This is a genomic window from Acrocarpospora phusangensis (assembly GCF_016862995.1).
In the GTDB taxonomy this organism is placed as follows: Bacteria; Actinomycetota; Actinomycetes; order Streptosporangiales; family Streptosporangiaceae; genus Acrocarpospora; species Acrocarpospora phusangensis.
Genome location: NZ_BOOA01000047.1, coordinates 1 through 25,886, shown reverse-complemented (window position 1 = coordinate 25,886; position 25,886 = coordinate 1). Strand labels below are relative to the sequence as shown.

Sequence of the window (25,886 nt, the reverse complement as noted above, 5' to 3'; positions counted from 1 at the left end):
GGTGGTCATGCGTGAGCCCATCGACCCCGACATCGACCTGCACGTTCCGGCGGAACGCGCCGAGCTGAGCCCGTCGCCGTACCCGGTGCTGGCCGCCATCGCGGCGGGCGGCGTGCTCGGGGCCCTAGCCCGGTACGGCGTCGCCACGGCGATCCCGCACCCGCCGGGCGGCTTCCCCTGGTCCACGTTCCTGGTGAACGTGTCCGGGTGCCTGCTGATCGGGATCCTGATGGTGCTGGTCACCGAGGTGTGGACGGGCAGGCTGCTGCGCCCCTTCCTCGGCGTGGGGGTACTGGGCGGGTACACCACCTTCTCCACCTACGTCCTGGACATCCACCAGGCGATGACCGCCGGGTCCGCGCACGTCGCGCTCGCCTACCTGGCGGGCACGCTGGTCGCGGCGGTGCTGGCGGCCTGGGCGGGCATGGCCGTGACGAGCTGGGTCCTGCGATGACCGTGCTGCTGGTGGCGCTCGGCGCCGCGGTGGGCGCGCCGCTGCGCTACCTGACCGACCGGTACATCCAGTCGCGCCACGACTCGGTCTTCCCGTGGGGGACCCTGACGGTCAACGCGGCCGGCTCCTTCGTGCTCGGCCTCCTGGTCGGCCTGCCCGTCCCTGGACCGGTGTCCGCGCTGCTCGGCACCGGTTTCTGCGGCGCGCTCACCACCTACTCGACCTTCAGCTACGAGACCGTGCGCCTGGTCCAGGAGGGCTCCCGGGGGTACGCCGCCGCCAACCTCGGCGCCAGCGTGCTGATCGGGCTCGGGGCGGCCACGCTGGGCCTGATGGTGGCCCAGGCGGTCTAGCCGGCCACCACCCGGATCTCGAAGCCGTCCCCGCTCACGACCATGCCGTCCCGGACCTTGCGGCGTTTGCGGAACTCGACCTCGCCGTCCACGAGCACGTTGCCCTCGGCGATGAAGTGTTTGGCCTCGCCGCCGCTCTCCGTGACGGCGCAGTATTTGAGCAGGTCGCAGAGGGCGATGTAGTCCGATGCCAGGGTGAAGGTCTCGCGCACCCACCCAGCATAGGTCTCACCAGGAGGAGGCCCAGGTGGCCAGGGCGATCCCGGCGACGAGCAGGCTCAGGCCGCTGAACACCGTACGGCCGTGGTTCCACCGGGTCCAGCGGGGGTAGAAGGCGGCCCAGGCCTCGGCGTCGGGGGCGGTGGAGCGGTCGATGGCGTTGTTCAGCGGGATGTTCACGGCGATCGTCGGGATGAACGTGCCCGCCAGGTAGACCGCGGTGGAAGCCAGGAAGAGCAGTCCCGGCCGGGTCTGGCCGTCGAGCAGCAGGAGCACACCGGTCAGGATGCCCGCCGGGATCGTGCCGAGGAAGGACAGGAAGAACACCGGGTTCTGGATCTTGGCGTTGATCTGGCGCATCACGGGGACGGCGTGTTCCGGGCCGGCCGCGTCCAGGCCCCACATCACCGAGACCGAGTACGCGTAGAAGACCCCGGCGATCCAGCCGGTGAGGACCAGCGTGGCGAACGCCGCGATTACCGTCAGGGCGAACATTCCAACCATCTCCCCTCGTTTGGTCAAGCCTACGAAATGATCGTCCGGCCTGCACCATCTCCCGTACGACCTGCGTAGCGTTGGTCCCCGGGGGGAGAACGGATGCCTGGGCGTTCGCGTGTGCCGCGGATCCTGTCGATTTTCTTGACGGTGCTGGCGGTCTATTCGACGGTGATCGCGTTGATCCCGCCACTGCGGCGGCTGCTGTCCGGGCTGACCGGGTTCGTGGACAGCTGGCTGTTCCCGATCGCGCCCAATCTCGCGTACGCGGCGTTCACCGCGCTGCTGGCCGGGGCGCTGGCGCGGCGCAAGCGGGTCGCCTGGCAGGTGGTCGTGATCGTGCTCGGGATCTCCCTGGTGCTCAGCGTCGCGGGCATCCTGGTGCAGGTCTCGGCGCCGCGCGGCACGGTCGCGGGCGGCGCGCTGGTCCTGGCCGAGACGGTGTTCAGCCTGGTCGTGGTGGTCCTGCTGCTGGCGCTGATGGTCTGGTCCAGGCCGGAGTTCTACGCCCGGGTGCAGCCCGCCTCGGGCCGCAAGGCGGCGCTGACCCTGGCCGGTCTGCTGCTCGTCGTGTTCGTCATCGCGTACCCGCTGGTGACCGCGTTCGACGGGACCATGCCGCCGCACCTGCGGACGCTGTGGACGCTGAGCCACACCCTCGGCGGGGTGATCGACGTCCCAGGACAGGGACATCCGCCCACGTGGGTGTCGTTCCTGATCGGGCTGATGAGCGCGAGCGCGCTGATCATCTCCTTCGCGGTGCTGTTCCGGTCGCAGCGGGCCAAGGCCGTGCTGGCCGACGAGGACGAGGAGCGGGTCCGGCGGCTCATGGGCGAGCGCGACTCCCTGGCGTACTTCGCGACCCGCAGGGACCGGAGCGTGATCTTCTCGCCCAGCGGCAAGGCGGCCGTCTCCTACCGCGTCGTCAACGGCGTCAGCCTGGCCGGCGGCGACCCGGTGGGCGACCCCGAGGCGTGGGACCACGCGATCCGCGCCTGGACCGACCAGGCCGCCGCGTACGGCTGGACGCCCGCCGCCATCGGCGCCAGCGAGGACGGCGCCCGCGCCTACCAGCGGGGCGGCCTGAAGGTCCTGGAACTCGGCGACGAGGCGGTCATCGACGTGCGCTCGTTCACCCTGTCCGGCCGGGAGATGCGCGGCGTACGCCAGGCCGTCAACCGGGTCGAACGCGCCGGATACACCCTGCGCATCCGCCGCCACGCCGACCTGAGCCCGGACGAGATGCGCGCCATCATCGACCGCGCCGAGGCCTGGCGCGACACCGAGACCGAACGCGGCTTCTCGATGGCCCTCGGCCGCCTCGGCGACCCGCGCGACGGCCAGTGCGTGCTGGTGGAGGCGCTGCGGGCGGACGGCGACGAGGCGGCCCTGCTGTCGTTCGTGCCGTGGGGCAGCACCTGCCTGTCGCTGGACCTGATGCGCCGCGACAGGTCCGCCGAGAACGGCCTGATGGAGTTCATGGTCGCCGGTCTGGTCGCCGCCGCGCCCGGCCTCGGCGTGGACCGCGTCTCGCTCAACTTCGCCGTCTTCCGCTCCGCCTTCGAGGAGGGCGCCAGGATCGGCGCGGGCCCGGTGATCCGCGCCTGGCGCAAGCTGCTGCTGTTCCTGTCCCGCTGGTGGCAGCTGGAGTCGCTCTACCGGGCCAACGTGAAATACCACCCCGAATGGGTGCCCCGATTCCTCGCGTACGGGGATACCAGGGACCTCGTGAAAGTGGGCATCGCGTCCGCCGTCGCGGAGGGATTCCTGCGCCCGCCGAGCCTGCCTCAGCTCCTGCGGCGCGGCCAGCCGTGACTTAGGGTGGGCGGATGGAGCTGACGCTGATGGCCGTGCACGCCCACCCCGACGACGAGGTGATCAGCACCGGCGGGATCCTGGCGCGCTACACCGAGGCGGGCTTCCGTACCGTCCTGGTGACCTGCACCAACGGGGAGGCGGGTGACGGGCCCGGGGGCGTGAAGCCGGGCGACGACGGCCACGACGGCGAGGCCGTGGCCGAGCGGCGGCTGGCCGAGCTGCAGGCGTCGGTCGCCCACCTGGGCGTCACCGACGTGGAGCTGCTCGGCTACCGCGACTCCGGCATGGTCGGCTGGGAGACCAACAACGACCCGCGGGCGTTCTGGAACATCCCCATCGAGGAGTCCACCGCCAAGCTGGCCGCGCTGATGGAGCGTTACCGGCCGCACGTCGTGGTGACCTACGACGAGGGCGGCGGCTACGGACACCCGGACCACATCCAGGCGCACCGCATCGCGGTGGCCGCCACCGAGGCGACCGGCATTCCGGACAAGCTCTATTACACCGCCGTGCCCCGGGCCCGGGTCAGGGCGATGGTGGACTATCTGCGCTCCACGGGCGTGGAGCTGGGCTTCGAGCCGCCCGCCGACTTCGGCACCCCGGACGAGCTCATCACCAGCGTCGTGGACGTCACGCCGTACGTGGACAGGAAGATCAAGGCGCTGCGCGCGCATGCCAGCCAGGGCGAGAACATCTGGCTCCTGCAGATGCCGGACCAGGCCCAGCAGGTGGCGCTCGGCCACGAGTCCTTCGTCCGGGTCCGCTGCCGGATCGACGCCCCTGACCAGGAAGAGGACCTGTTCGCGGGCTTTCCCGCGGGCTAACACCCTGCCCGGGGCCGGCCGCCCCGGCCGAGACTGGCGGCGTGATTCCGGTTGCCGCGCTCTGGCTGCGCCTCGAACTGGGCAGGCGCCGCCGAACGCTGCTGGTGCTGGGCCTGCTGGTGGCGTTCGCGGGGGCGACCGTGCTGACGTCGCTGGCGGGGGCCCGGCGCGGCGACGGCGTGGCGGACCGGCTGCTCGCCGTCGTCCCCGCCGGCAGGGCCGCGATGGCCACCATCGAGTCCGCCTGCCTGGCCGCCTTCGGCCTCGCCGCCCTGCTGGCCGCCGTCGTCCTGATCGGCCAGGCCGTCATCCGGTACGCCTCCGCCGGCGCCGCGGAACTGCGCGCTCTGGTGGCGCTGGGCCTCACCCGCCGCCAGGGCACGGGGCTGAGCGCGCTCGCCCCGGCCGTGGCCACCCTGGCGGGCTCGATCGCCGCCGCCGGGCTGGCCGTGGCCGCGTCCTCGTGGATGCCGTTCGGCGTGGCGGCGGACCACGAGCCGGCTCCGGGCGTGGACGTGGACTGGCTGGTGCTCGGCGCCGGCCTGGTGCTCACTCCGGCGCTGGCGGCGGGCGCGGCCGCGGTGTCGGCGTGGGTGGGCCTGGCCGCCCCGGGGCGTACGCGGCCGGGACGGCGGTCGGCGGTGGTGGGCGCGATGAGCGCGCTCGGGCTCCCGGTGGGCGTGGTCGTCGGAACCAGGTTCGCGCTGGAGCCGGGACGCGGCCGGTACGCGGTGCCGGTGCGGCCCGCCCTGGTCGGCGCGGTGACCGGCGTGCTCGGCGTGCTGGCCGCGTTCACCTTCTCGGCCGGGGTCGCGGACGCCGCCGGGAACCCGGCCAGGTTCGGGCAGAACTACCAGCTGATGGCGATCTTCGGCTCCGACGGGCGGGACTTCCAGCCGCCCCGGCCCGTGCTGTCGGCGCTGGCCGAGGACCCCGACGTGACCGGGGCGACGGACCTGCGGATCGGGGCGGGCAGGATCGGGCGGCTCACCGTGCTCACGCACAGCTTCGACCCGGTCGGCGAGGCGGTCCCGCTGGTGCTCACCGAAGGCCGCCCGCCCGCCGTCGCGGAGGAGGTCGTGCTGGCCCCGGCCAGCGCGCGGCAGCTCGGCGCGGCCGTGGGCGGCACGGTCACGCTCGGCGGCGACCTGGCCGCCCGCGAGCTGACGGTGACCGGCATCGGCTTCGGCGTGGAGACCTCCACCCGGGGGTACGAGTCCGGCGCCTGGGTCACCTCGGACGGCTACGACGTGCTGTTCTCCGGTTTCAAGGAGCACGGGAGCCTGCTCGCGCTGCGCGCGGGGGCCGACCGGGACGCGGTCGCGAACCGGCTGCGGCAGCGGCTGGGCGGCGGCCTGCTGATCTTCACGCCGGTCGTGCCCCGCCAGTTCGGCGAGATCAGGCACGTCCAGGTGCTGCCGCTGGTGCTGGGCGGCTTCCTGGCCCTGCTCGCGGTCGGCGCGGTCGGCCACGCCCTGATCACCGCCGTGCGCAGGCGCGGCCACGATCTGGCGGTGCTGCGCGCGCTCGGGATGACCCGCGGCCAGTGCCGCCTGGTGGTCGTCACCCAGGCCTGCGCGATCACCCTGCTCGGCCTGCTGGCCGGTGTGCCGCTGGGCATGGCGCTCGGTCGCATCCTGTGGCGGGCCGCCGCCGGGATCATGCCGGTGCAGTACCACCCGCCCACGTCGCCGTGGACGCTCATCCTGATCGCGCCGCTGGCCCTGCTGATCACGGCGCTGCTGGCGACCGGCCCGGGACGGCACGCCGGGCACCGCAACCTGGGTCAGGCATTGCGGGCGGAATAGCGCGCAATTCCGGAGATGCGGCGAAGATTGCGCCGGGCGAATCTGGTCAAGTCACATGATTTCGTCTGCGGAGGAGGCGTTCATGCCACACATCACCCTCAACTCTGATGAGCCTGGCATTCGGGGGCTGTTCAGGTTCCGGCCGGAGACGGCCCTGCCACTGAACGAGCTGGCGGAAGTGCTGCTGTGCGGGGAGAGCACGCTCTCCCGCGGCGAGCGCGAGTTGATCGGTGCGTACGTGTCGGCGCTGAACGCGTGCCGATTCTGCTACTCCACCCACGCGGCCATCGCGGCCGTGCAGCTGGGGGAGGACCTGGTGCTGGTGGAGAAGGTCCGCGCGGACGTGGCCAGGGCGCCGATCTCCGACAAGCTCAAGGCGCTGCTGGGGATCGCCGGGGCCGTGCAGGAGTCCGGCCAGAAGGTCTCCGAGCAGCACATCACGACGGCCAGGGAGGCCGGCGCCACGGACATCGAGATCCACGACACCGTGCTGATCGCGGCGGCCTTCTGCATGTTCAACCGTTACGTCGACGGGTTGGACACTTTCGCGCCCGACGACCCGGCGGTTTACGCGGCCCGCGCCCAGCGTACCGACGGGTATTTGGCCGTATTGGCCGATTCGCTACGTTTGGGATAGTACGCAATTTGCGGCATAAAACCGCCGGGCTTGACCGGTACGGGGCGATCACCCACCCTGCGTGGTGGAGGCCACGTCTGATCGCCTAGGAGTGTTGATGCCGCACATTAAGCTGGGGAACGAAGCACCGGGAATCATCGGCCTGTTCGATTACCGGCCGGAGACCGCTCGACCGATGAGCGCGCTCGCCGAAGTGCTCCTGCGCGGCGAGAACTCGCTGCCGCGCGGCGACCGGGAGCTGATCGCGGCGTACGTCTCCTCGCTGAACGACTGCCGGTTCTGCTACAACTCGCACGCCGCGTTCGCCGCCGCCCAACTGCCCGAGGGCATGGACCTGGTCGAGCAGGTCCGCGCCGACCTGGGCGCGGCCCCCGTCTCGGCCAAGCTCAGGGCGTTGCTGACGATCGCCGGGGCGGTCCAGGAGAGCGGCAGGAAGGTCGGCGAGGAGCACATCGCCGCCGCCAGGGAAGCGGGCGCGACCGACGTCGAGATCCACGACGCGGTCCTGATCGCGGCGGCCTTCTGCATGTACAACCGGTACGTGGACGGCCTGGCCGCGCTGACCCCGGACAACCCGGCCGACTACGCGGTGATGGCCCAGTTCATCGTGGCCGCCGGATACATCCGGGACGAGGTCTGATGCCCCGGTACCTCATCATCGGCGCCGGTCCCGCCGGCCTGCAGCTCAGCTACTACCTCAAACGCGCCGGAGCCGACTACGTCACCCTCGAACGTACGGAGGCTCCCGGCGCCTTCTTCAAGGAGTTCCCCCGGCACCGCCGGCTGATCTCGCTCAACAAGGTGCACACGGTCGAGGACGAGCCGGAGATCAAGCTCCGCTGGGACTGGAACTCGCTTCTCAACGACTCGCCGGACCTGATGTTCCCGCGCTATTCGAGCGAGTACCTGCCGGCCGCGGACGACCTCGTCCGGTATCTCGCGGACTTCCAGCGGGAGCACGAACTCAATGTAAGTTTCATGACTCCGGTCGACCGAATTGAGAAAGTCGACGGCCGATTCCTGGTGCACACGCCCGCGAAGACGTACGAGGCGGAGTGTGTGATCGTGGCCACCGGCTGGGGCGGTCCCAATATTCCGGATATTCCGGGCATCGAGCTGGCAACCGGCTACGAGGACATGGAAGTCGACGGCTCCGCGTACGCGGGCCAGCGCGTGCTCGTCATCGGCAAGGGCAACTCGGCCTTCGAGACCGCGCAGGCCATCCTGCCGCACGCCGCCATCGTGCATCTGGCCAGCCCGCACGGCGTACGCCTGGCCTGGCACACCAAACACCCCGGCGACGTGCGCGGACAGTACGGCGCGTTCCTCGACAGCTACTGGTTCAAGACCCTGCACGGCGTGCTCGAATGCGACATCAACCGCATCTGGCGCGAGGGCGACAATTTCAAGGCCGCCATCACGTACACCCTGGCCAACGGCGAGCAGGCCCTCCTGGAGTACGACTCGGTCATCCGCTGCACCGGCTTCACCATGGACCGGAGCATCTTCGACGAGTCCTGCCTGCCCGACCTCGCCCCCAACAAGCGCATCCCCGCGATCCGGCCCGACTGGCAGTCGGCCAACGTGGACGGCCTCTACTTCGCGGGCACCCTCATGCAGGCCCGCGACCTCAAACGGGCGTCCTCGGCGTTCATCGACGGCTTCCGCTACAACCTGCGCACGATGACCGCCCTGCTCGCCGAGCGCTACGAGGACACCCCGCTGGAACGCCAGGTCATCCCGCTGGACCACGAGAAACTCGGCGCGACCATGCTCGACCGGGTCAACTGGAGCTCCGCGCTGTGGACCCAGTTCGAGTACCTCTGCGACGCGTACGTGATCGACCGGGCCAGCGGGCAGATCCAGCAGTACCAGGACCTGCCCGAGGACTACGCGGTCGAGCGCTTCGGCGACCAGGCCGAACTGTTCACGATCACGCTGCGCTGGGGGCGGCAGGACTACGGCGACGTGTTCGCCATCCAGCGCGACCCGACCCCCGACATGGCCCACGAGAGCGCCTTCCTGCACCCGGTGATCCGCTCCTGGCGGCACGGCGAGCAGGTCGCGGAGCGGCACCTGCTGGAGGACCTGCTGGCCGTGTGGCGCAACCCGGTCCGCCATGTGGAGCCGCTCTACGCGTTCCTGGCCGAGCAGCTAGCCCGCTGAGAGCGTCTCCTCGATGAGGTGATCGACCACGTCCGCCGCCGAGCCGCGGCGGGCGTGGACGGCCATCTGCCGGGCCGCGCCCGTGCCGACCTGCTCCAGCCGCGCCACCCGCTCGGCCACCAGGTCGAGGTCCCCGGTCTCCTCCAGGGCCGGGCGGATGTGCCGCAGCAGCTCCGCCACCTGCTCGGACGCGGGTGAGAGCCGCCCGGTGATCGGGTCGATGGCGTCTCCCGCCAGGCCGTCCCTGGCCGCCTGCCAGTACGACGCCCGCAGCAGTTCGCCCCGGAGTTGCGGCCCCGGATCGCCGCGCTCGACGCGTTCCAGCGCGGTCACCACCAGCCCCCGGATCACGGCCGCGAGCAGCGCCGACTCCGCCGCGGTGGCCGGCACGTCGGTGACCCGGACCTCCAGCGTGGGGAGCCGGGCCGACGGCCGGATGTCCCAGAAGATCGTTCCGGGGTCCACCAGGACCTTGGCCTCGGTCAGCTTCGCGATCACACTGTCGTACTCGGCGGCCGAGCCGAAGTACGGCGGCGGGCCCGCCACCGGCCACTTGCCCCAGCAGAGCGTCCGCCAGCTGGCGTAGCCGGTGTCCCGGCCGCACCACAGCGGCGAGTTGGCCATCATCGCGATCAGCGCTGGCAGCCACGGCCGCAGGTGGTTGCTGACCAGCACGGCGCGTTCCCGGTCGGGCAGGTGCACGTGGACGTGGCCCGCGCAGATGCTCTGCTCGTCGTGGAGGGAGCGGTAGTTGGCGATGCCGATGCCGTACCGGGGGTGTTCGGTGATCAGCGGGGGAACCACGTCGCCGAGTACGGCGGTGCCGGAGGCGACCACCCGCAGCCCCTCGCCGGCCGCGGCTGAGGCGACGGCGGCCCGCATGCGGTGGAGCTGGGACTCCAGTTCGGCGGTGTCGGCGCAGGGGTTGGTCTTGGCCTCCACCTGGTAGCGGGTGATCTCGGTGCCCACCCGCGCGCCCAGGGCCGCCTCCGCCCTGGCCACCACGGCCGCCGACGCGGGAGCCACCTCGCGGGTCTCCGGATCGACGACCAGATACTCCTCTTCCACTCCGACGAGGGGACAGGCCGCGTCGAAGGGCGCCGCTTCTTCGGTGTCCGCTTTTTCGATGTCCGCGGTGGCAGTCATGCCGCTCCTTGTTTCCGTACCCCTGACGCGCGAAAGGGTAGCCGTGCTTCTGGAGGCGCGGGCGGAATCCCCTGGAGGAGCGCACAAATTAGGTGTCCGAATATTTCGATCGATATCGACATATCCGCCGAATATCGTCGTTCCATGAACGAAACGGTGACGGCGGTGGACAGGCGGGCACTCGTTGCCGCTGGGATCACCCTTGTGTTGTGGGCTTCGGCCTTCGTGTCCATCCGCAGCGCGGTCGCGTCGTACTCGCCGGGCGCGCTCGCCCTCGGCCGGCTGCTGGCCGGATCGCTCACGCTCGGGGCGATCCTGCTGGTGCGCGGCGAGCGGTTACCGCCCAGGGCCGCCTGGCCGGGGATCGTGGTGAGCGGCGTGCTGTGGTTCGGGGTCTACATGGTCGCCCTCAACTGGGGCGAGCAGGAGGTGGACGCGGGCACCGCCGCGATGCTCGTCAACATCGGGCCGCTCGTCATCGCGCTGCTCTCCGGATTCCTGCTGAAGGAGGGCTTCCCGCGCCCGCTGCTCGCCGGGCTGGCGGTCTCGTTCTGCGGTGCCGTACTGGTCGGCTACACGATGTCCAGCGGGGGCTCGTCCTCGGTGCTCGGCGTGGTGCTGTGCGTGCTGGCCGCCGTGACGTACGGCATCGGCGCCGTGGCCCAGAAGCCCGCGCTCACCCACGCGTCGGCCCTCCAGGTGACCACGTTCGGCTGCCTGATCGGCGCGCTCGTCTGCCTGCCGTTCGCCGGCGACCTGATCACCCAGGCCGGGACCGCGCCCCTCTCCGCCACCCTCAACCTGATCTACCTGGGCGTCTTCCCCACCGCGCTGGCCTTCACCACCTGGGCGTACGCGCTGGCCAGGACCACCGCGGGCAAGCTGGGCGCCACCACCTACCTGGTGCCCGCGATGGTCGTGCTGATGGCCTGGGCGCTGCTCGGCGAGGTGCCGGGCTGGCTCACCCTGGCCGGGGGCGCGCTCTGCCTGGCCGGCGTCGCGATCTCCCGCAGGCGCTGAGTCAGAGCAGCTTGTCGAGGGTGATCGGCAGGTCCCTGATCCGCCTGCCGGTGGCGTGGTGGACGGCGTTGGCGACGGCGGCGGCCACACCCGTGACGCTGACCTCGCCGAGGCCGACCACGCCCAGCGGCATGGTGGGATCGGGGTCGTCCAGGCAGCGCACCTCGATCGTCGGGATATCCGCGTGCACGGGCACGTGGTACTCCGACAGGCTGGCGTTCACGATCCGGCCGGTACGCGGATCGACCAGCGTCTCCTCCGCCAGCGCCATCCCGATGCCCATGATGATCCCGCCGCGCAGCTGGCTGGCCGCGGTCTTGGTGTTGATCACCCGGCCCACGTCGAAGACGCCCAGCCAGCGGGAGACCCGCACCTCGCCGGTCTCGGCGTCCACCCGGACCTCGCAGAACTGCGCGCCGCAGGCCGCCTTCATCCAGCGCCGCCGGTCCATCAGGAACTTGGACATGAACCTGACCTGGCCGGTGAGCTCGCCGAGCCGGGTCTCCGAGCCGACCTGCGCGTCGATCGACTCGCGGCCGGCGCGGCGCAGGATCTCGCCGTAGCTCTCGCCGCGGGAGTCGCGGTAGAGGCCGCCGTCCCTGGCCGTCACGTCCTGCCGGCGGTGGCCGCGCAGCGGGGAGCCCGGCGTCTTCCTGGCCAGCGCGAACACGCCGTCGGTGAGCTTCTCGCAGGCGTCCAGCAGGCTGGCGGTCACGGTCGCGGTCTGGGCGGACGCGCCGGCCGTCCCCGCGCCCGGCAGGTCGCTGTCGCCGTACTCGATGGTGACCGCGTCCAGGGGCACGCCCAGGGTGTCGGCGGTGATCTGCGAGATGGCGGTGGCCGTGCCCATGCCCATCTCGTGGAAGCCGCAGCGGACCAGGACGGTCCCGTCGGCCGACAGGCGCAGGGTGAGGTTGGCCTGGAACTGCCAGGCCGGGTGGTACGCGGCGGCGACGCCCATGCCCACCAGCCACCTGCCGTCCCGCGTGGCCCGCGGTTGCGGCGCGCGCTCGGCCCAGCCGAACTCCTTGGCGCCCTGCTCGAAGCAGTCCAGCAGCAGGCGGTGCGAGAACGCCTTGCCGTCCACCGGGTTGCGGGCGGGCTCGTTGCGGGCGCGCAGCTCGATCGGGTCCAGGCCCAGCTGGTACGCGAGCTCGTCCACCGAGGATTCCAGCGCGAACGAGCCGATGGACTCGCCGGGGGCCCGCATGATCGTGTTGGGCAGCGCGTCCAGCCGTACCAGGCTCTGCCGGACCTGGAGGGCGGCGGCGTCGTACATGTGGCGGGAGACCGTGGTGATCTGCTCGGTCCAGCCGCCGACCTTGCCGACCCGGCTGACGCTGCTGTGGATGAGCGCGGTCATCGAGCCGCCGGCCTCCGCGCCGATGGCCACCCGCTGGATGGACGGCGTGCGCCCGCCGACCGTGCGGTAGACGCTTTCCCTGGTCAGCATCAACCTGACCGGCCGTCCCGTCACCTTCGCGGCGAGCGCGGTGAGCACCGTGCCGGGCCAGACGAGCGACTTGCCGCCGAAGGCCCCGCCGACGAACGGGGAGATCACCCGGACGTTCTTCTTGGGCACGTCGAACCGGATGGCGAGCTGGTCCCGCGCCCAGGTGGTGTTCTGGGTGGCGTCGTGCAGGACCAGCTGGTCGCCGTCCCAGTACGCGGTGGTGGAGTGGGGTTCGATCGCGTTGTGGTTGACCCCGGGCGTGGTGTACCGCAGATCGACCGAGAAGGGCGCCGCCGCCAGCGCCGCCTCCGCGTCCCCCTTCTGGGTGTTCGCCGACGAGAGCAGCGTGTTCTTCTGCGGCCTGGCGTTGGCCTCCTCGGCCGCGAAGTCCACCGTGGCCGGCAGCTCCGTGTACTCCACCTCGACCAGGTGCGCCGCCTCCCGGGCCGCGTCCAGCGTCTCGGCGACCACCACGGCGACCGGCTGGCCGTTCCAGTGCACCTCGTCGGTGTTGAGGAGGCTGACCGAGGAGCTGGTGGCCATCGTGCTCAGGTCCATCGGGGTCGGCTTGGGCGGCGGCTTCATCGCGGGCGCGTTCAGATGCGTGATCACCGCCACCACGCCCGGCGTCTTCCGCGCCAGTCCCGCGTCGATCCTGGTGATCCGCCCGCGCGCGACCGTCGCATGGACAAGAGCCGCATAGGCCAGATCCGGGTACGGAAACTCCGCCGCGTACCGGGCCGCCCCGGTGGCCTTGAGCGTGCCGTCCACCCGGTCGACCGGCTTTCCGACGTACGTCATGCCGCGCTCCCCTCCACGTGCAGCTGCCGCAACGTCGCCGTGATCGCCCGCTTGGCCAGCTCGATCTTGAATCCGTTCTGGGACAGCGGCACGGCCGCCGTTAGCTCCGCCTCCGCCGCGCGCAGGAACGAGTCCTCCGTCGCCGGAGCGCCCAGCAGCACCCGCTCGGCCTCGTGGGCCCGCCACGGCCGGGCGGCGACCCCGCCCAGCGCCAGCCGCGCCTCCGTGATCACGCCGTTCCGCACCTCGGTCGCGGCGGCCACGCTCACCAGGGCGAACGCGTACGACGAGCGGTCCCGCACCTTGCGGTACCGGGACCGCGCCGCCGCCGGCAGGTCGGGCAGCTCGATCGCGGTGATCAGCTCGTCCGGCGCGATGGCCGTCTCGTGCTGGGGTGAGTCCCCCGGCAGCATGTGGAAGCCGACCAGCGGGAGCCGCCGCGTCCCGCGTACGCTCTCCAGCTCGATGATCGCGTCCAGTGCGGCCAGGGCCACGCACATGTCGGACGGATGGGTGGCGACGCAGTGCTCCGACGCGCCGAAGATGGCCGCGTTGCGGTTGAACCCGCCGATCGCGTCGCAGCCCGAGCCCTGCTCCCGCTTGTTGCAGCGCGCGGCCAGATCCGCGAAGTACGGGCAGCGGGTGCGCTGGAGCACGTTGCCGCCCACCGTGGCCATGTTCCTGAGCTGGCCCGACGCGCCGGCCAGGATCGCCTGGGCGAGCACGGGGTAGCGCGTGCGGATCAGCCGGTGCGCGGCCAGCCGGCTGTTGCGGACCATCGCCCCGATCCGCAGGCCGCCGTCCGGCAGCTCCTCGATCTGGTCCAGCGGCAGCTGGGTGATGTCGATCACCGTGTCCGGGCGTTCGATGTTCTGCCGCATCAGGTCCACCAGGTTGGTGCCACCGCCCAGGAACTTGGCCCCGGGTGTGGTGATCGCCCGTACGGCGGTGGGCACGTCGTGGGCGGTGAGGTAGGCGAAGTCCTTCATCGCGCGCTCCCGGCGCTCTCCTGGATGGCCGCCACGATGCCGTTGTAGGAGCCGCACCGGCACAGGTTGCCGCTCATCCGCTCCCTGATCTCCTCGGCCGTCAGCTCGATCTCCTCGTCGGCCACGTGCTCGGTGACCGCGCTCGCCATGCCCGCCGCGTGCTCGGCCAGCATGCCGAGGGCCGAGCAGATCTGGCCCGGGGTGCAGTAGCCGCACTGGAGTCCGTCGTGCCGGACGAACGACTCCTGGAGCGGGTCGCTGACTCCCTCGATCGTGGTGATGTCCCGGTCGGCGTACTGCACGGCCAGGGCCAGGCAGGAGCTGATGCGCTCGCCGTCCACCAGGACCGTGCACGCGCCGCAGGCGCCCTGGTCGCATCCCTTCTTGGTGCCGGTCAGCCCGAGGTGTTCGCGCAGCGCGTCCAGCAGGCTGACCCGCGGTTCGACGTCGAGCTTCTCAATCGAGCCGTTCACCCGCATGCGTATATCGGCCACGAGGCTCCTCCGATCGAAATCCCTGGGCACGACGTTAACGGAACGGTGCTCTCTTAACAAGATGCAAAAGAACGGTGTTCTTTTAATTGACTGTATGCTTGCGGGGACATGGCACAGGTGACCTTCATCCGGGCGCGGCGACCGGAGCAGAAGCGGCTGCGGCGCGAGGCGATCCTCGTCGCCGCCCGTGAGCTGGCCATACAGGTGGGCGTGCAGCAGGTGAGCCTGGGCGGCGTGGCCGCCGCGGTGGGCCTGGCCAAGTCGAACGTGGTCCGCTACTTCGGCACCCGCGAGGAGATCTACCTCGAACTCGCGGCCGACGCCTGGCAGGAGTGGGGGGAGGCCGTCACGCCGCTGCTGCGCGCCGGCGGCGACCCGATCGCCGTGCTCACCGAGACCCTGGAGGCCAGGCCGCTCTTCTGTGACCTGCTCAGCCAGACCGTGATCACTTTAGAACGCAACGTCTCGATGGAGGCGGCCCGCGTCTTCAAGCGGCTCATGCTGCGGATCATCGCCGAGGTCGGCGCCGAGGTGGCGGCGGCCCGTCCCGGCCTCACCGAGAGCGAGGGGGCCGAGCTGGTCGGCACGGCGAGCGCCCTGGCCGGAACGCTCTATCCGATCGTCAACCCCTCACCGGTCATGGTCGAGCTCTACGCGCAGAACCCCGACATCGCCGCCGCCTGCCCGCGGTTCGCCCCCACGATGCTCAGGACCCTCACCGCGATCGCCATCGGCCTGCCCGCGATGCGGGAGCGGGATCAGGGGAGTTCGGCGAAGCGTTCCACGTCCTCGGTGGGGCCCGAGACGATGATGATGTCGCCGTAGGAGAGCTCGGTGTCGGCCGTGGCGTAGGTGAACCTCTCGTCGGGGGACTTGACGGCGACGATGGTGACGCCGTACTTGCGGCGCAGGTTGGAGCTGCCCAGGGGCATGCCCACGTACTCCTTGGGCGGGTGGGTCTTGGCCAGCGCGAAGCCCTCGTCCACCTGCATGAAGTCGAGCATCCTGCCGCTCACCAGGTGGGCGACGCGCTCGCCCATGTCGTGTTCGGGGAAGACCACGTGGTGGGCGCCGATGCGGCGCAGGATCTGGCCGTGCTGGACGGTCACCGCCTTGGCCCAGATGTCGTTGATCTCCAGCTCGACCAGCAGTGACGTGGTCAGGATGCTGGCCTCCAGGTCTCCGCCGATGGCCACCACGGCGCGGTAGAAGTCGGGCACCCCGAGCTGCTTCAGCGCCTCCAGGTCGGTGGAGTCCGCGCTGGCGAGTTGCGTGATCTGCCCGGCCAGCGCCTGCACGACCTTGGGCCGGCGGTCGATGGCCAGCACTTCCGTGCCGCGCCGGGTGAGTTCCAGGGCCAGCGCGGTCCCGAACCGCCCCAGGCCGATCACCACGACCGGATAGCTCGATTTCTCAGCCAACGATGACCCTCTCCTCGGGGAGTTCGAAGCGGCGGGTACGGTCCTTCAGGGCGAGCGCCGACCCCAGCGTGAGGGGGCCGATCCGGCCGACGAACATCAGCACCGCCAGCAGCACGTGCCCGGCCACGGACGTGTCCGCGGTGATCCCGGTCGACAGCCCGTTCGTGGCGAAGGCCGAGATGACCTCGAACAGCACCCGGTCCAGACTGTAGGGCGTGAGCACCAGCAGCGCATAGGTGGAGACCGTGACCAGGGCGACCCCGACCAGGGTGATCGTGACCGCCTGCCGCTGGGTGCTCTCCGCCAGCCGCCGGTGCCCCACGTTGACCTTGCTCTCGCCGCGCAGCTCCGCCCAGATGATGAAGGCCAGCAGCCCGAACGTGGTGACCTTGATCCCGCCCGCCGTGCTGGCGCTGCCGCCGCCGATGAACATGAGCACGTCGGTGACCAGCATGCTGGACGGGTTCATGGCCGAGATGTCCACCGTGTTGAACCCGCCGGAGCGCGGCATCACGGCGGCGAAGAAGCTGGCCAGCACCTTGCCCTGGTCGTCCAGGGCGCCCATGGTCCTGGGGTTGTTCCACTCGGTCGCCAGGTAGATGAGCGTGGCCAGGCCGATGAGGACGACGCTGACGCCCACGGTGACCCGGGTCAGCACCGACCAGCGGCGGGGATGCCGCCAGGATCTGGCCAGCTCGAACACGACAGGGAAGCCGAGCCCGCCCAGGACCACCGCGAGCGCGATGGGCAGGCAGATCCACGGATCGCTCACGAATCCCATCAGGTTGTCCGGCCAGAGCGCGAAGCCCGCGTTGTTGAAGGCCGACACCGCGTGGAAGGCGCCCAGGTAGAGCGCCTCACCGAAGGGCTCGCCATATCCGATCATGAAGCGGCCGGTGAGGAACACGGCGGTGACGGCCTCGCCCGCCAGGGCGAAGAGCACGACGTTGCGGACCACCCGGCGCACGTCGCTCATGCTCAGCGACTTGGTCTCGGTCTGCAGCGCGATCCGGGCCCGCAGGCCGAGCCGGCCCGCCAGCAGGACGGTGAACAGGGTGGCGAGGGTCATGATGCCCAGGCCGCCGATCTGGATCAGGCCGGCGATCACCACTTCGCCGAAGACCGACCAGTGCGCCGCGGTGTCCACCACCACCAGCCCGGTCACGCACACCGCCGACGTGGCCGTGAACAGCGCCGTCAGCAGACCGGCCGACTCTCCGGTCGTGCTCGCCATCGGCATGGCGAGCAGCATGGACCCGATCACGACGGTGAGGCCGAAGCCGGTGGCCACCACCTGGGTCGGATGATGGAACCGGTCGAGGAAGACCGAGCCCCAGGTGCCCCGCCTCACGATCCCATGCCCTTGCAAATCACGTACCGAAGGTAGAGCAAACCTGGGGCAGTCCGTTACCTCCGGTCGATCACAGCAGCGACGGCGACGCCGAGTTGGTCAGGTGGGCGACGGCGAACGCCGCTACGGCCACGAGCAGGGTCCCACAGCGATTGCATCACCGGTGGCGTGGATCCACGTGGATCTTGGGGGCGTGGCCCCAGGCGGCGGGGCGGGTACCGGTGAGGGCGCCGGCCAGTTCGTCCAGGCCGATGGTGGCGGCCACGAGGGGGCGGGGGTCCACGGCGCCGGAGGCGTACAGGCCGATGGTCTCGGCGAGGCCGCCGGAGGCGCTGAGCACGCCCACGACGGTGACCTCCTTGAGCACGGCGGTGCGGCTGTCGAGCAGGCTGGGGTCGCTGGAGATGCCGATGCAGACGACGCGGCGGCCGGGTTCGACCAGGTCGAGGGCGCGGGCGGGCAGGTGCTCCGCGGTGGAGGCGTCCACGATGGCGTCCCAGCGCAGGGCCGGCAGGGTGTCGGCGGTCCAGACGTTCGCGAAGCCGAGGGAGCGGGCGAAGTCCAGGGAGGGCAGGTCGCGCCCGAGAAGGTGCACCTCGGCTCCGCGCGCGGCGGCGATCTGGGCGGTGAGCAGGCCTATCGTGCCCGGCCCGAGCACCAGCAGGCGTTCCCCCGGCGCGACGTCCGCGGCCCGTACGGCCCGCAGCGCGTTGCCGCCCGGCTCGACCAGCGCCCCGAGGGTGGCGTCCACCGTGTCCGGCAGCGCGTGCAGCGCGACGACGGGGACCGGGAGCCGTTCCGCGAGGGCGCCGGGCCAGCCGCCCCTGATGCCGATCTCGTAGCGGTCCTCGCACAGGTGCTGCCGTCCGGCGGCGCAGCGCTCGCAGCGGCGGCAGCCGAGCATGGTGTCCCCGGTCACCCGCCTGCCGAGCCAGCCGGGATCGACGCCGTCCCCGAGCGCGGACACCACGCCCATCCACTCGTGACCGATCCTGATCGGGTACGGCGCGTCGCCCGAGTGCACGTAAGCCATCTCCCCGGCGAAGAACTCGGCGTCGGTGCCGCAGAACCCGGCGCGCTCGACGTCGACGACCACCTCACCCGGACGGGGCTCCGGCGGCGCGACCTCCTGGACTTCGGCGGTACGCGGCCCGGTGATGACGAAGGCGCGCATCTAGCGTGGAACGATCTGAGGCACGTTGTTACCGTATACGTTTGATCATGATTCTGATAGTTGCAGGCTGAATGGCCGAATTGCTCTAACTCTCGCGGCGCGCCCGGGCCCGGCGTTTGCCCTCGTGCATGGCCTGCACCCGGGCCACCGGGATCGTGTGCCCCTCCTCGATCAGGTCAGCCGGCAGCGCCTGCGGCTCCGGCATACGCTCCGCCCACGGATCGCCGTCCCCGAGCAGCCCCGGCGCGGTGTGGATGGTGAAGTCCGCCGGTACGACCCGGTCCAGGTCCTCCCACGCCACCGGGAACGACACCGGCGTGCCCGGCCGGATCCGCGGGCTGTACGCGGCCACCACGGTCGCCCCGCCCGCCCGGGTCGAGTCCAGGAACACCTTGCCCGCGCGGTCCTCCCGGATGAACGCGGTGGTGGCCAGCGCCGGGTCCACCCGTTCGGCGCGGGCGGCCAGCGCGCGGGTGGCGGCGGCCAGGTCCTCCATCGGGATGCCGTCCACGACCGGGACGAAGACGTGCACGCCCTTGGCGCCGCTCGTCTTCACCGCGCCCGCCAGACCGGCGTCGTCGAGGGCCTGCCGTACGAGGCGGGCGGCCTGGACGACCAGGGGGAACGCCTCGCCCTCCGGGGGGTCCAGGTCGAGGATGAGGTGGGTGAAATGGGTGCCGCGGAGGAGGCCGGGGTGGTATTCGACCGCGCGCTGGTTGGCGAACCAGATCAGGGTTTTGCGGTCGTCGCAGAGGGCGTAGGTGATCTCCCGGTGGGAGGCCTCGGCCCAGAGTTTCGCGGTCTTCACCCAGGAGGGCGTGTATTTGGGGAGGTTCTTCTGCATGAAGGGGGGCTGGCCGGGCCGTACGCGGATCACGGAGAGCGGGCGGCCCTGGAGGGCGGGGACGATGCGGTCGCTGACCGCGTCCAGGTAGTCGACCAGATCCCGTTTCGTCGCGTTCGAGCCGTCGAACAGCGGCTGATCGAGGTTGGTCAGCGGCACGCCGTCCCGTGCCTCATCGCTGGTCACCCTGTCCACTATGCCACCAGCGGACGTCATTTTCCGGTGCGAAGGCGGCGGATCAGGGCGTAGCCCGACATGAGGGCGATCACGAAGCCGCCCGCGGCGAGCGCGCCGTTGCGCGGGGTCACGGCCACGGCGGTGCCGAGCAGCCCGGTCAGTTTCACCACCGGCGCCTCGCCCTCCCGGGGAAAGGTGATCGTCGCCTCGGTGCTGTGCTGCGTACGGCCGCTGGCCAGGGCGAGGGTGGCCAGCCACGGCCCTTCGGGCAGGGTCCGGTCCAGGGGCACCACGACGCGCGCCCGGCCGCCGGGCGGCAGGGAGACGCCCGGCTTGACCGGGAAAGGGCCCGCGCTCACCCCGCCCGGTCCCTCCGACAGGCGGAGCGTGCCGGACATGTCCACCGCGCGCTGGCCGCTGTTGTGCACCAGGGCCTTGAACGCGGGACGGCCGTCGGCGGCGCGGAGCGCGATGAGCTGCTCGATCCGGAAGTCCGAGGGCGGCTCCCCGCCCGCGCCGATGTCCAGATACATGCGGACTCCGGCGCGGTCGGTGCTCATCGCGCGTGTGCCGCCGGCCGGTTCCGTCTCGGCCCATAGCACGCCGTACCGTTCGCCGCGCCAGGCCTCCCGGGGGATGCGGATGGTGGCCTTGACGGTGGTGCTGCCGTGCGGCGGGAGGACGGCGGTGGTGCGGTCGAACCGTACCCAGTTGGTGAGCTCGTTGGCGGTACGGTTCTGCGCCGCGACGAAATGGCGTTTGAGCACGTCGGCGGCGCCCGCGTAGAGCTGGACGCGCTGCGGGCGGGAGGAGTTGCTGGTGACCTGGAGGCGGCGGCGGATGGAGGAGCCGGGGGACAGGTGGTCGACGATGTAGATCCGGGCGCGCGGGTCGCCGCGCCGTACGGCCGGCTCGTCCATCAGGCGGATGCCGATCAGCCCGGGGGCGTCGGGACGGTCGGCCCAGGCCGGGGCGATGCCCACGAGGCCCACGATGCCCACGAGGACCGGGTTGATGCCCAGGAAGACCAGCAGCAGGATGAGCGGACGCCTGAGGACGATTCGCATCTTCCCCGCCCTCCGAAGCCCAGAGATGTGGACATGTCTGGACGAGCGTAAGAAGCCGTACCAGGGATGACTCGGGAAGCGCTCCGGTGCTTGGCGGGAAAATGACCTAACCCGATGCAGATTACGCCGACGAGGCGGTCCGGGGGTTTCTCGCCGTATACGGGATCTGAATCACGTCGCTCGCGGCTCGCTGACCGGGACGGTGCAGCAGCAGCGCGTTCAGCACCAGCCCGAGATAGAGCAGCACCCCGAGCCGCTGGTCCGCCTGCGCCTCCGGCAGCCAGGCCAGTTCCAGACCGGGGAACCACTCCGCGCCCTGGATCGGACCGGCCAGCAGCACCGAGGAGACCACCGCCTGCGCGGCGACGACCACGCCGATCGCCGTCCACGGGCGCGCGACCACGAAGAACACCGTGCCGGCGGCGGCCAGGTAGAGCAGGACGACGAGGCGGACGGCCAGCATGGACTGCGACAGCTCGTACAGCGGCGTCAGGAAGAGCAGGGGCAGCGGCAGCGCGTAGGCCAGCGCCGCGACCGCCGGGCGGATCGGCACCGGACGGCGTATCAGGGCGAGCGGCAGGCCCAGCGCGAGCAGCACCGGCCCGACCGTGCCGACCAGCGCGTACTGCACCATGTGCACCGAGAAGATGGCGCGGGCGTAGACGCCGACCCCGCCGGTCATGCCGTACGCGATGACGGCCAGCCCGGCGAACCAGGCGAGCGTCCGCCAGCGCGGCCACGACGGCATGCGCCGGACCCCGGCCAGGTAGGCGATCCCGGCCGCCGCCACGGCCAGGAGCAGCAGCGGGTCCAGCCGCATCTCCGTGACCAGTCCGACCGCCGTGAACGGCGCGAGGTCGAAGCCCAGTACCGCGTGCGTGCTGTCGCCGCCGCCGGGCGGCGGGGGTGTGCGGGACAGCGCGACCGCCAGTCCCATGCCCGCCGCCATCAGCACCAGCTCGCCCCCCGCCAGGCGCAGGAACGGCGCGCGGGCGCCCGACTCCATGGCGACGATGGTGGACCGGCGATGCTGCCACCCGACGTACCCGAGCACGACGAGCGCGATCAGCTTGCCCAGGACGAGCAAGCCGTAGCGGGATCCGAACAGCTGGGTGAGCGAGCCCAGCCGGACCCACGCGTTGACCGCGCCAGAGATCGCGACCGCGCCGTAGCAGCACAGCGCGATCGTGCTGAATCGTCGCACCGCCGGGAGCGGCTCGGCTGATCTGCGCAGGAAGACCAGCAGGCCGAACAGGCCGCCCACCCACAACGTCACGGCCGCCAGGTGCACCATCAGGCTGGAGATCGCGAAGTCGTGGTCGGCGGCCGAGGCGGAGTGCCCGGCGTACGCGGGTGGCAGCAGCGCCAGCAGCGCGAGGCCGAGCAGGAGCCACGGCTTCGCGCGCAGGAAGGTGAGCAGGGTGATGGCCAGGGTCAGGCCGTACACGATGAGGAAAGCCAGTCCTTGCGGGACGTAGAGGACGAACGTCGAGAGGGCGCCCGACTGGAGGGCCTCGCCGACCGGCGCGCCGACGAAGTCGGACAGGGTGAGCAGCACGGTGACGGCCGCGCTCGCCGCCCACGCGAGGGCCCAGCGCGGGACGGCGCGCCGCAGGATCCCGCCGCGCTCCTCCCCGAGCAGCACGGCCGCGAGCAGCGAACCGGTGGTCGCCACCGCGCACAGGTCGTGCAGGAGCCGCACCACCGGCAGGCCCCACGAGGTCAGCGGTCCCGGCGACGGAAGGCCGCGGATCGCGGGCAGATCCCGGTCCCCGCCGAACCAGAAGGCGAGCAGGAGCACCCCGAAGCCGGCGAAGAGGACGCCGAATCCCAGCAGTCGGTTCCGCATGTTCAGGAGTGCCCACCGTGGTCGGCGTTCTCCACCCGTCCGCCGAGTTTCCCGGCCAGCGGATCGATCACGTCAGGCTGCCCGACGACCACCCAGCGGGTCCCGATCAGGTACGTCCCGCCGTAGGCCTCCGCGGCCGTCAGCCAGTCCTTCTGGTTCACGTCGGTGTCGAAGGTGACCAGCGTGAGCGGGTTGCCCTGGCCGGAGCACGACCCCTGCCGCAGGTCCTTGCCCTGGCCCTGCACGGAGAGCGTGCACCCGATCTTGGCGGCCAGCTCCTCCAGGGTCGCGGGCCCGGCCGCGGGCTTGGCCTGGTGCTGGTGGTGCGCGGCGGCCAGCGGCGTGGCGTTCGCGTCGCTTGAGGATCCGTCGCTTAACGACCCGGCGATCAGGGGCACCGAGCCCACCAGAGCCACCGTCCAGCACACGCGGCTGACCACCTGGCGCAGAACCGTCATGAGATCACTTCCCAGCGCGGGACATCGTTCGGGCCCCGCGCTGGGAGGTACGGCTCACCGGGCTCCGGCGTTCACCCGCCGTTGAAGTACTTGGCCACGACCTGCGTGTGCAGCGGGAACGCCAGCTCCTGCGCCTTGTCGATCACCAGGAACTCGGTCGCCTCGGCGGTGGCCGTGACCGGCGGCAGCGCCTCCGCGGTCGTCCACGCGGCCAGGCCGAAGATCAGCACGGTCCCGTCGGGCGCGCTCAGCGCGTCGAACAGCCGCACCCCGGACACGTCGGTCACCACCCCGGTCTCCTCGCGGAGCTCGCGTACGGCGGCCTCCTGCCAGCTCTCGCCCACTTCGATGAAGCCGCCGGGCAACGCGAGACCGCCGAGCCGCGGTTCGATGTTGCGGCGCAGCACGAGCAGGCCGCTGTCGACGGGCAGCAGGATGACGGCCACCGGGAGGGGGTTGCGGTAGCTGGTGTTGCCGCAGCTGGCGCAGGCGCGCGGCCAGGGCTGGTCCGGCGCGAAAGCCGTACCGCAGTGGGAGCAGTGCGTGTTCACGGGGGTCAGGGTAGAGGCTCACGTCAAGACATGAGGGGAAGAGCTCAGTAAGGCGTAAAGATGAGGGGAGTCGCCGGAATCACGGTCTTTGCTGGTGTCGTACAGGAGGCGCTAACAAAGGATCGGGGATGGCCGACGTCATCTTCCTCACCCTGACGATCGCGATGTTCGTGATCTTCGGGTTCGTGGTCAGGGCGGTGGAGCGACTGTGAGCGCCGAGAACGCCGTCGGCCTCGCCGGCGCGATCCTGCTCGGCCTGTACACGGTCGCCGCCCTGCTCTTCCCCGAGTGGTTCTAGATGCTCTTCATCGGTTCACTCGTGCTCGCGCTCGCGCTGGCCCAGCGGCCGATGGGCGACTACATCTCCCGCGTCTACTCCGGCGCACCCGGCCGGGAACGGGTGCTCTACCGCCTGCTCGGCGTGCGACCCGGCAGCGATCAGCCCTGGCCCGTCTACGCCCGCGCCCTGCTCGCCTTCGCCCTGATCTCCGTCCTCACCGTGTACGGCCTGCAGCGCCTCCAGAACCACCTCCCCCTCTCCCTCGGCTTCGACGCGGTCCCCGCCCCCCTGGCCTGGAACACCGCCATCAGCTTCGCCACCAACACCGACTGGCAGGCGTACGCGGGCGAGAACACCCTGGGCCACATGGTCCAGATGTCCGCCCTGGCGGTGCAGAACTTCGTCTCCGCCGCCACCGGAATGGCGGTCGCGGTGGCCTTGATCCGTGGTTTCGCGCGGCGCGGCAGCCCGGGCGTGGGCAACTTCTGGGCGGACCTGATCCGGGGAACCGTACTGATCCTGCTGCCGGTCGCGTTCGTGGCCGCGCTCGTCCTGGTGGCCGGGGGCGTGGTGCAGAACTTCGCCGGTCCGCACGAGGTCGCCACCATCGCCGGGGGCACGCAGCACCTGACCGGCGGCCCGATCGCGAGCCAGGAGGCCGTCAAGCTGCTCGGCACCAACGGCGGCGGCTTCTACAACACCAACTCCGCCCACCCCTACGAGAACCCGCGAACCTGGACGAACTGGATCGAGATCTTCCTGCTGCTCCTGATCCCGTTCTCGTTCCCGCGCGCCTTCGGCCGGATGGTCGGCCAGCCCCGCCAGGGCTACGCCATCCTCGCGGTGATGGCCACCCTCGCCCTGCTCAGCGTCATCCTCCTCAACGCCTTCGAACTGAGCGGCGACGCCACCGTCCCGAAGGCGGCGGGCGCGGCCATGGAGGGCAAGGAGACCAGGTTCGGCGTGGGCGACTCGGCCACGTTCGCGGCGGCCACCACGCTCACCTCCACCGGCGCGGTCAACTCCGCCCACGACTCCTACACCCCGCTCGGCGGCATGATGACCATGCTCAACATGATGCTCGGCGAGATCGCCCCCGGCGGCACCGGCTCCGGCCTGTACGGCATGCTCATCCTCGCCGTCATCACCGTCTTCATCGCCGGCCTGATGGTCGGCCGTACGCCCGAGTACCTGGGCAAACGCATCAGCGCCCGCGAGATCAAACTCGCCTCGCTCTACATCCTCGTCACCCCGATCCTGATCCTCGTCGGCACCGGCGTCGCCCTGGCCAACCAGGCGGGCCGCGCGGGCGTGCTCAACCCGGGCCCGCACGGCTTCTCCGAGATCCTCTACGCCTTCACCAGCGCCGCCAACAACAACGGCTCCGCCTTCGCCGGCCTGTCCGCCGGCACCGACTGGTACAACGTGGCCCTCGGCCTCTGCATGGCTTTCGGCCGGTTCCTGCCGATCATCTTCGTGCTGGCGCTGGCGGGCTCGCTGGCCGGGCAGCAGCCGGTGCCGGCCTCGGCGGGCACGCTCCCCACCCACCGCCCGCAGTTCGCCGGCCTGCTCGCGGGCGTGACCGTGGTCGTGGTCGCGCTGACCTTCCTGCCCGCCCTGGCGCTGGGCCCGCTCGCGGAGGGCCTGCGCTGATGGCGGTGGCCGCCGGGCTCCTCGATCCCCGGCAACTGCTCACCTCGCTGCCCGACGCGGCCAGGAAGCTCAACCCGTTCACGCTGTGGCGCAAACCGGTCATGCTCATCGTCGAGGCAGGCGCGCTCGCGACCACGGTCCTGGCCGCCCGCCAGCCCTCCTTCTTCGCCTGGGCCATCGCGGTCTGGCTCTGGCTCACCGTGCTGTTCGCCAACCTGGCCGAGGCGGTCGCCGAGGGCCGGGGTAAGGCGCAGGCGGCCAGCCTGCGCGCCGCCAAACGGGACACCACCGCCCGCATGAGCGAGACCGGCGGCGTGGTCAACGCCTCCGACCTGCGCCCTGGCGATCTCGTGGTGGTCGAGGCGGGGGAGATCATCCCGGGGG

The 25,886-nt window shown here is 71.2% G+C and carries 26 protein-coding genes and 1 pseudogene; 13 read left to right on the top strand and 14 right to left on the bottom strand.

Annotated features, from left to right (window positions below; genetic code table 11):
- Positions 1-7: 7 nt before the first annotated feature.
- Both Aph01nite_RS25880 and crcB read left to right on the top strand, forming a co-directional pair.
- A complete protein-coding gene (locus tag Aph01nite_RS25880) occupies positions 8-454 on the top strand; it encodes a FluC/FEX family fluoride channel (RefSeq protein WP_204043588.1) in 447 nt (148 codons plus the stop codon).
- A complete protein-coding gene (gene crcB, locus Aph01nite_RS25875) occupies positions 451-807 on the top strand; it encodes a fluoride efflux transporter CrcB (protein ID WP_204043587.1) in 357 nt (118 codons plus the stop codon). Before Aph01nite_RS25880 ends, crcB begins: the two co-directional genes overlap by 4 nt.
- Here crcB and Aph01nite_RS25870 read toward each other — a convergent pair.
- The gene (locus tag Aph01nite_RS25870; protein WP_204043586.1) at positions 804-1,019 is read right to left on the bottom strand and encodes an RNA-binding S4 domain-containing protein; all 216 of its coding nucleotides are present in this window, start codon (positions 1,017-1,019) and stop codon (positions 804-806) included. The two genes, crcB and Aph01nite_RS25870, sit on opposite strands and share 4 nt — an antisense overlap.
- Before the next feature lie 16 nt (positions 1,020-1,035).
- The gene (locus tag Aph01nite_RS25865) at positions 1,036-1,530 is read right to left on the bottom strand and encodes an anthrone oxygenase family protein (protein ID WP_204043585.1); all 495 of its coding nucleotides are present in this window, start codon (positions 1,528-1,530) and stop codon (positions 1,036-1,038) included.
- 93 nt (positions 1,531-1,623) lie between these two features.
- Between Aph01nite_RS25865 and Aph01nite_RS25860 the strand changes: the two genes are divergently transcribed.
- From Aph01nite_RS25860 to Aph01nite_RS25835, 6 genes are all read left to right on the top strand, one after another.
- Positions 1,624-3,336: a phosphatidylglycerol lysyltransferase domain-containing protein gene (locus Aph01nite_RS25860; protein ID WP_204043584.1), complete on the top strand. Its 1,713-nt coding sequence runs from the start codon at positions 1,624-1,626 to the stop codon at positions 3,334-3,336.
- A gap of 14 nt (positions 3,337-3,350) precedes the next feature.
- Positions 3,351-4,163: a PIG-L family deacetylase gene (locus Aph01nite_RS25855; protein ID WP_204043583.1), complete on the top strand. Its 813-nt coding sequence runs from the start codon at positions 3,351-3,353 to the stop codon at positions 4,161-4,163.
- A gap of 41 nt (positions 4,164-4,204) precedes the next feature.
- Positions 4,205-5,971 (top strand): ABC transporter permease, encoded by a 1,767-nt coding sequence (locus Aph01nite_RS25850; RefSeq protein WP_204043582.1) that lies wholly within the window; start codon positions 4,205-4,207, stop codon positions 5,969-5,971.
- Positions 5,972-6,053: 82 nt separating this feature from the next.
- The gene (locus tag Aph01nite_RS25845) at positions 6,054-6,608 is read left to right on the top strand and encodes a carboxymuconolactone decarboxylase family protein (RefSeq protein ID WP_204043581.1); all 555 of its coding nucleotides are present in this window, start codon (positions 6,054-6,056) and stop codon (positions 6,606-6,608) included.
- A 97-nt stretch (positions 6,609-6,705) separates the two neighbouring features.
- Positions 6,706-7,248, top strand: a complete 543-nt coding sequence (locus Aph01nite_RS25840) for a carboxymuconolactone decarboxylase family protein (RefSeq protein ID WP_204043580.1) — start codon at positions 6,706-6,708, stop codon at positions 7,246-7,248.
- On the top strand, positions 7,248-8,774 hold the full coding sequence (locus Aph01nite_RS25835) for an NAD(P)-binding domain-containing protein (protein WP_204043579.1): 1,527 nt from the start codon (positions 7,248-7,250) through the stop codon (positions 8,772-8,774). Before Aph01nite_RS25840 ends, Aph01nite_RS25835 begins: the two co-directional genes overlap by 1 nt.
- On the opposite strand, the gene Aph01nite_RS25830 is transcribed toward Aph01nite_RS25835, so the two are convergent.
- A complete protein-coding gene (locus Aph01nite_RS25830) occupies positions 8,763-9,920 on the bottom strand; it encodes a carboxylate-amine ligase (RefSeq protein ID WP_204043578.1) in 1,158 nt (385 codons plus the stop codon). The two genes, Aph01nite_RS25835 and Aph01nite_RS25830, sit on opposite strands and share 12 nt — an antisense overlap.
- Before the next feature lie 144 nt (positions 9,921-10,064).
- Between Aph01nite_RS25830 and Aph01nite_RS25825 the strand changes: the two genes are divergently transcribed.
- On the top strand, positions 10,065-10,940 hold the full coding sequence (locus Aph01nite_RS25825; RefSeq protein ID WP_204043577.1) for a DMT family transporter: 876 nt from the start codon (positions 10,065-10,067) through the stop codon (positions 10,938-10,940).
- A gap of 1 nt (position 10,941) precedes the next feature.
- Here the strand turns inward: Aph01nite_RS25825 and Aph01nite_RS25820 are convergent, their stop codons facing one another.
- The 3 genes from Aph01nite_RS25820 to Aph01nite_RS25810 are packed head-to-tail and all read right to left on the bottom strand — an operon-like array spanning position 10,942 to position 14,662.
- Entirely contained in the window at positions 10,942-13,194 is a 2,253-nt protein-coding gene (locus Aph01nite_RS25820; RefSeq protein ID WP_204043576.1) for a xanthine dehydrogenase family protein molybdopterin-binding subunit, read from the bottom strand.
- Complete coding sequence (locus tag Aph01nite_RS25815; RefSeq protein WP_204043575.1) at positions 13,191-14,183, bottom strand: FAD binding domain-containing protein; 993 nt, start codon at positions 14,181-14,183, stop codon at positions 13,191-13,193. Before Aph01nite_RS25815 ends, Aph01nite_RS25820 begins: the two co-directional genes overlap by 4 nt.
- Positions 14,180-14,662: a (2Fe-2S)-binding protein gene (locus Aph01nite_RS25810; protein ID WP_204043628.1), complete on the bottom strand. Its 483-nt coding sequence runs from the start codon at positions 14,660-14,662 to the stop codon at positions 14,180-14,182. The genes Aph01nite_RS25815 and Aph01nite_RS25810 overlap by 4 nt, the downstream gene beginning before the upstream one ends.
- Positions 14,663-14,785: 123 nt before the next feature.
- Here Aph01nite_RS25810 and Aph01nite_RS25805 point away from each other — a divergent pair, with 123 nt between their 5' ends.
- On the top strand, positions 14,786-15,502 hold the full coding sequence (locus tag Aph01nite_RS25805; protein WP_204043574.1) for a TetR/AcrR family transcriptional regulator: 717 nt from the start codon (positions 14,786-14,788) through the stop codon (positions 15,500-15,502).
- On the opposite strand, the gene Aph01nite_RS25800 is transcribed toward Aph01nite_RS25805, so the two are convergent.
- From Aph01nite_RS25800 to Aph01nite_RS25765, 8 genes are all read right to left on the bottom strand, one after another.
- Complete coding sequence (locus Aph01nite_RS25800) at positions 15,436-16,098, bottom strand: potassium channel family protein (protein ID WP_204043573.1); 663 nt, start codon at positions 16,096-16,098, stop codon at positions 15,436-15,438. The genes Aph01nite_RS25805 and Aph01nite_RS25800 overlap by 67 nt on opposite strands.
- Positions 16,091-17,449 (bottom strand): TrkH family potassium uptake protein, encoded by a 1,359-nt coding sequence (locus tag Aph01nite_RS25795; protein ID WP_204043572.1) that lies wholly within the window; start codon positions 17,447-17,449, stop codon positions 16,091-16,093. The genes Aph01nite_RS25800 and Aph01nite_RS25795 overlap by 8 nt, the downstream gene beginning before the upstream one ends.
- A gap of 157 nt (positions 17,450-17,606) precedes the next feature.
- Positions 17,607-18,623, bottom strand: a complete 1,017-nt coding sequence (locus Aph01nite_RS25790; RefSeq protein ID WP_204043571.1) for a zinc-dependent alcohol dehydrogenase — start codon at positions 18,621-18,623, stop codon at positions 17,607-17,609.
- An 85-nt stretch (positions 18,624-18,708) separates the two neighbouring features.
- Complete coding sequence (locus tag Aph01nite_RS25785; RefSeq protein ID WP_239161978.1) at positions 18,709-19,653, bottom strand: DNA polymerase domain-containing protein; 945 nt, start codon at positions 19,651-19,653, stop codon at positions 18,709-18,711.
- A 26-nt stretch (positions 19,654-19,679) separates the two neighbouring features.
- The gene (locus tag Aph01nite_RS25780) at positions 19,680-20,711 is read right to left on the bottom strand and encodes a hypothetical protein (RefSeq protein WP_204043569.1); all 1,032 of its coding nucleotides are present in this window, start codon (positions 20,709-20,711) and stop codon (positions 19,680-19,682) included.
- Positions 20,712-20,832: 121 nt separating this feature from the next.
- Positions 20,833-22,560, bottom strand: coding sequence for a cytochrome c oxidase assembly protein (locus tag Aph01nite_RS25775; protein ID WP_204043568.1), 1,728 nt, complete (start codon positions 22,558-22,560; stop codon positions 20,833-20,835).
- A gap of 2 nt (positions 22,561-22,562) precedes the next feature.
- Positions 22,563-23,018 (bottom strand): hypothetical protein, encoded by a 456-nt coding sequence (locus Aph01nite_RS25770; RefSeq protein WP_204043567.1) that lies wholly within the window; start codon positions 23,016-23,018, stop codon positions 22,563-22,565.
- A gap of 71 nt (positions 23,019-23,089) precedes the next feature.
- Positions 23,090-23,569, bottom strand: coding sequence for an NUDIX domain-containing protein (locus Aph01nite_RS25765; protein ID WP_239161977.1), 480 nt, complete (start codon positions 23,567-23,569; stop codon positions 23,090-23,092).
- A 208-nt stretch (positions 23,570-23,777) separates the two neighbouring features.
- On the opposite strand from Aph01nite_RS25765, the gene Aph01nite_RS25760 reads away from it, so the two are divergent.
- From Aph01nite_RS25760 to Aph01nite_RS25750, 3 genes and pseudogenes are all read left to right on the top strand, one after another.
- Complete coding sequence (locus Aph01nite_RS25760; RefSeq protein WP_204043566.1) at positions 23,778-23,867, top strand: K(+)-transporting ATPase subunit F; 90 nt, start codon at positions 23,778-23,780, stop codon at positions 23,865-23,867.
- The gene (gene kdpA, locus Aph01nite_RS25755; protein ID WP_204043565.1) at positions 23,868-25,502 is read left to right on the top strand and encodes a potassium-transporting ATPase subunit KdpA; all 1,635 of its coding nucleotides are present in this window, start codon (positions 23,868-23,870) and stop codon (positions 25,500-25,502) included. It begins immediately after the preceding gene.
- Positions 25,502-25,886 (top strand): annotated as a pseudogene (locus Aph01nite_RS25750) (potassium-transporting ATPase subunit B); the annotation flags it as partial. The gene kdpA and the pseudogene Aph01nite_RS25750, both read left to right, overlap by 1 nt.